Source organism: Stenotrophomonas sp. 05L44_2 (assembly GCF_056665995.1).
In genome coordinates this window covers 1-4,794 of record NZ_JBFTNR010000293.1, presented here as the reverse complement: position 1 = coordinate 4,794, position 4,794 = coordinate 1, and the positions used below count along the sequence as shown (strand labels likewise).

At 67.3% G+C, this 4,794-nt stretch carries 5 protein-coding genes, 1 tRNA gene and 1 pseudogene; 4 read left to right on the top strand and 3 right to left on the bottom strand.

All coding sequences use genetic code 11. The features are described from left to right. Positions 1 to 363, bottom strand: a pseudogene (locus AC1VAN_RS11705) (TonB-dependent receptor); the annotation flags it as partial. Positions 364 to 552: 189 nt separating this feature from the next. Then, complete coding sequence (locus tag AC1VAN_RS11700; protein ID WP_442251525.1) at positions 553 to 1,143, bottom strand: TetR/AcrR family transcriptional regulator; 591 nt, start codon at positions 1,141 to 1,143, stop codon at positions 553 to 555. Positions 1,144 to 1,244: 101 nt separating this feature from the next. Here AC1VAN_RS11700 and AC1VAN_RS11695 point away from each other — a divergent pair, with 101 nt between their 5' ends. The 4 genes from AC1VAN_RS11695 (at position 1,245) to AC1VAN_RS11680 (ending at position 4,328) form a co-directional block, all read left to right on the top strand. Next, positions 1,245 to 2,300 carry a sugar phosphate isomerase/epimerase family protein gene (locus tag AC1VAN_RS11695; protein ID WP_134832855.1) on the top strand — a complete coding sequence of 352 codons (1,056 nt, stop codon included), beginning with the start codon at positions 1,245 to 1,247 and terminating at the stop codon, positions 2,298 to 2,300. 20 nt (positions 2,301 to 2,320) lie between these two features. Next, entirely contained in the window at positions 2,321 to 3,214 is an 894-nt protein-coding gene (locus AC1VAN_RS11690; RefSeq protein ID WP_442251526.1) for an alpha/beta fold hydrolase, read from the top strand. Continuing rightward, a complete protein-coding gene (locus tag AC1VAN_RS11685) occupies positions 3,204 to 4,118 on the top strand; it encodes an alpha/beta hydrolase (RefSeq protein ID WP_032978657.1) in 915 nt (304 codons plus the stop codon). Before AC1VAN_RS11690 ends, AC1VAN_RS11685 begins: the two co-directional genes overlap by 11 nt. A gap of 134 nt (positions 4,119 to 4,252) precedes the next feature. Further along, a tRNA-Ala gene (locus AC1VAN_RS11680) sits at positions 4,253 to 4,328 on the top strand. A gap of 54 nt (positions 4,329 to 4,382) precedes the next feature. On the opposite strand, the gene AC1VAN_RS11675 is transcribed toward AC1VAN_RS11680, so the two are convergent. Further along, a complete protein-coding gene (locus AC1VAN_RS11675; protein WP_442251527.1) occupies positions 4,383 to 4,556 on the bottom strand; it encodes a hypothetical protein in 174 nt (57 codons plus the stop codon). Between the last annotated feature and the right edge of the window lie 238 nt (positions 4,557 to 4,794).

Sequence of the window (4,794 nt, the reverse complement as noted above, 5' to 3'; positions counted from 1 at the left end):
CACCGGCTGCGAGGCACCGAGGTAGAAATCGATGTTGCCCAGGCCGCGGATGTAGAAGCGCGGGAAGATGCGGCCGGTGGTGGTTTCCGCATACAGGCTCGGCACGCGGCCGGACAGCGCCAGCAGGGTGTCGTCGCCGCCGGCGGTGAAGTCGCGCATGCGCTCGCCCTGCACCACGCCTACCGACACCGGCACTTCCTGCAGGTTCTGCTCGCGGTGCTCGGCGGTCACGGTGATGGTGTCCAGCCCGGTCGGGGTCGGTGCACTGTCCTGCGCGGCAGCACCGAAGCTGGCAGCCAGCGCCAGGCCTGCACAGGCCAGGGCCAGCGGATGGCGACGGAAGGAAACGAAGGAGGACGACATGCCCGACGAACGGCGGGAATCGGAATGGGAAGGCATCGAAAGCTCTGAGGAGGCGTCCGTGCGGCCTGCGCTGGCCGGGCGGCAAATAGGAGGAAAACTGCGCAAGCCGCCATTATCCTCCAAATTGTTACAATTTCGTTGCGTCGTCAGGCAGCAGGGGTATCAGGCCGTTTTCGGCACAGTCCCGCCTCAGCCGTGCTGCGGTAACGGCGCCAGCGCGACCTCGACCATCGCCAGCAGGCGTTCGCGGCTGATGCCGTCTCGCGCCTGCACCGAGATGCCATGCAGCACCGTGGCGAAATGATCGCCCAGCGCCTGCACGGATAGATCGGCCGCCAGCTCGCCAGCCGCCTGCGCCTGCTGCAGCCGCGCGATGATCGCTGCCGTGCGCTGGCGGCGGTGGCCGGCCAGCCAGTCGCGCACGCCCTCGCCATCCGGTGACACGCTGCTGGCCGAGGACACCACCAGGCAGCCATGCGGACGACCGCGACGGGTGTAGGTCAACACGGCATCCCGCAGCATGCTGCCGATCGCATCACGCAGTGACGCCTGCTCCAGCGCGCGCGGCGCGAAGCCGCCCTCGCCTTCCTCGTACAGCGCCACTGCTTCGCGGAACAACTGCTCCTTGCTCCCGAACGCGGCGTAGATGCGCGCCGAGGCAATGCCAAGCGCTTCGACCAGGGCCGACATCGAGGTGCCCTCATAGCCGTGCTGCCAGAACAGCAGCATCGCCTTGCGCAATGCCTGTTCCCTGTCGAATTCGCGCGGTCGCCCTGCCATCTGCCTGCCTGCCGTTCTGAGGCGCGCAGTGTAACGCGGGTGTTGACCATCCCGATGCACGCGCCTATTCTTTGTCGACCGACAAACAATTGGAGCAACACATGCAAACCCTCAAAGGCCCCAGCCTGCATCTGGCGCAGTTCGCTGGCGACCAGGCGCCGTTCGACAGCCTGTCCGGCATCGCCGCCTGGGCGGCCGGTCATGGTTTCAAGGCCCTGCAGATTCCGGCATGGGACGCGCGCCTGTTCGACCTGGCCACCGCCGCCGACAGCCAGGACTACTGCGATGACCTGCGTGGCACCCTGGCCGAGCACGGCCTGCAGGTCAGCGAGCTGACCACCCACATCCTGGGCCAGCTGGTGGCGGTGCATCCGGCCTACGATGAGCTGTGCGATGGTTTCGCACCGGAAGCACTGCGCGGCAATCCGCAGGCACGCAGCGAATGGGCACAGCAGCAGCTGCATCTGGCCGCCCGCGCCTCGCGCCGGCTCGGGCTGCAGGACATGGGCACCTTCTCCGGCTCGTTCGCCTGGCCCTATCTGTTCCCCTTCCCGCAGCGTCCGCCGGGCCTGATCGATGCCGCATTCGATGAGCTGGCACGCCGCTGGCGGCCGATCCTCGATACCTGCGAGGACAACGGCATCAACCTCTGCTACGAAATCCATCCCAGCGAAGACCTGCACGATGGCACCAGCTTCGAACGCTTCTTCGAGCGTGTGGGCCAGCACGAGCGCTGCCGCATCCTGTTCGATCCCAGCCACTTCGTGCTGCAGCAGCTGGATTACCTGCAGTTCCTGGACATCTACCATCCGCTGATCCGCATGTTCCACGTCAAGGATGCGGAGTTCCGTCCCAACGGCCGCCAGGGCATCTACGGTGGCTACGCCGACTGGACCGAACGCGCGGGCCGCTTCCGCTCGCTGGGCGATGGCCAGGTCGATTTCAAGTCGATCTTCTCCAAGTTGGCGCAGTACGACTACGCCGGCTGGGCAACGCTGGAATGGGAGTGCTGCCTGAAGGACCAGGAAGCCGGTGCGCGCGAAGGTGCCGCCTTCATCCGCGACCACATCATCCCGGTCACCGACAAGATCTTCGACGACTTCGCCGGCGCGCCGATCAGCGCCGCCCAGATGCAGCACATGCTCGGCATCGCCTGAGCCCCCACAGGAACATCCCCATGACCAATTTCCCCACCGCTGGTGCCCCCGGCGACGACACCCTGCGCCACCACTACCTGCGTATCGACGGCCAGCGCGTGCATTGCGTCTCCGCCGGCAGCGGTCAACCGGTGCTGTTGATTCCTGGCTGGCCGCAGACCTGGTACGCCTGGCGCCACGTGCTGCATGCCCTGGCCGAGGCCGGCTTCGAAGCGATCGCGGTCGACCCGCCCGGCATCGGCGAATCCGATCGTCCCGCGCACGGCTACGACACCGGCAGCGCCGCCGCAGTACTGCACCAGACCATGCAGGCGCTGGGCCACGAGCGCTATCAGGTGGTCGGCCATGACATCGGCATGTGGATCGCCTATGCATTGGCCAGCGACCAGCCGCAGGCGGTGCAGCGCCTGGCCGTGACCGAAGCGGTGATTCCCGGGTTGGCGCCTGAGCCGGGCATCTTCGCCGCGCCGGCCGACAACATCTTCCTGTGGCACTTCATGTTCAACCAGGTGGCCGATCTTCCCGAGGCCCTCATCACCGGTCGCGAACGTGCCTACCTGGACTTCATGTTCGACCGCTGGTCGTACCGGCGCGATGCGGTGGCCAGCGAAACCTACATCGCCGCCTACAGCCGCCCCGGCGCGTTGCGTGCAGGGTTTGCCTGGTACCGAGCGATTCCGGAAACCATCCGCCAGAACCAGCTCCGCGCACAACGCCGGTTGACGATGCCGGTGCTGGCCATCGGCGCCGAGCACGCCACCGGCAATGCCCCGATGCTGACCCTGCAGCCGCACGCCGATGACCTGCGCGGCAGCGTCGTGCCGGGCTGTGGCCACTTCATCATGGAAGAAGCACCGGACGCCTTCCTCGCCCAGCTGCTGCCGTTCCTGCAGGAGGCTGAGCATGCCGCTTGAACCTGCGTTGCAATCGTTCGTGGATGCGGTGGCGGCGCAACCACTGCCAGACGATCTGCTGGAACTGCGCGCACTGAGCGAGCAGGCGCTGCCCACGCTGCAGGGTGCCACCGAGGCGGTATCGCATGTCGTGGAGCACGTCATCAGCGCGCGCGACGGCCATGCGCTCGTCGTGCGCCTGTATACGCCCGCAGCCAACGGCACCGAGCTGCGCCCTGCCCTGTTGTTCGCCCACGGCGGTGGTTGGTTCCAGTGCTCGCTGGCGGTCTATGACGGCCCCTGCCGGGCCCTGGCCAATGCCAGCGGCCATGTCGTCGCTGCCGTCGGCTATCGCCTGGCGCCGGAGCATCCGTTCCCGACGCCGCTGCACGACGTCGCCGATGCCTGGCTGTGGCTGCAGGCCCATGCCACCGCGCTGGGTCTTGATCCGGCACGGTTGGTCATCGGCGGCGACAGCGCCGGCGGCAATCTCGCCGCCGCGTGCTGCCTGCTGCTGCGCGATCAGGGACTGCCGTTGCCATCGCATCAACTGCTGCTGTACCCGGCACTGGATGCCACCATGGCCAGCGACACCTACCGCGAGTTCGCCGACGGCTACTACCTCAGCGCCGGCCTGATGCAGCGCTGCTGGCAGGCCTACCTCGGCGACGGTGACCGCCGACAGGCGCTGGCTTCGCCCCTCCTCGCCCGCGATCTGCGTGGCCTGCCGGCGGCCACGGTGCTGAGCTGTGAGTTCGATCCGCTGCGCGACGAAGCTGAACAATACGCCGCAAGCCTGCGGGAAGCGGGTGTGGACTGCACGCTGGAGCGCCTGCCGGGGATGATCCACGCCTGCATCCACTTGCGTGGTGTGTCGGCGGCGACCGACATCGCGATCCAGCGCGCGGCGGCCCTGCTGCCCTGAGCCAGGCCTGCAGCGGCGCAGAGCACCTGCGCCGCTGTGTCCGGCCCGCCCCTTTGCAGCCGGCACCGGCCAGCGCTATGCTAGGGCCGTCACGTGGCGCCAGCTCCGCTGCCCACGGGATGCAACACCCMCATGGGGCCATAGCTCAGCTGGGAGAGCGCGTCGTTCGCAATGACGAGGTCAGGAGTTCGATCCTCCTTGGCTCCACCATATGAAAAACAKAAAGCCCCGGCACTGCCGGGGCTTTMTGTTCTGGCCAGMCGCTCAGGCCGGCTCCTGCCCGCCGTCCTTGCGCGCGGGTGCACGCGAATGTGCATCGCGCACCTTCTGGTCCTGCTGGCCGGGACGCTGCTTGGCCACTTCATCCTGCTGCTTGTCCTGCCGGCTTTCCTGCACGCCCTGCTTGGCGTCAGCCTGGTCCTTGTCGCGCTCGCTCATCGAAAGCTCCGTCATCGGCGGGGGACCGATGCTCCCGGCTACGCTAGAGCGTGGGGCGTGAGCCGCAGGTCAGTCCGGCGCCAACACCGTGTGCAGCCTCGGCCTTGCGACCGCACTCGGCTCACCCCCAGAATCAGAAAGCATCATGTTTATCGGAATATGCCATGCCCTCTCGTGCGCAGTCCGCTTCGCCAGCAGCGCCAATGACCATCGACGCCGCCGATGGACGCATCCAGAT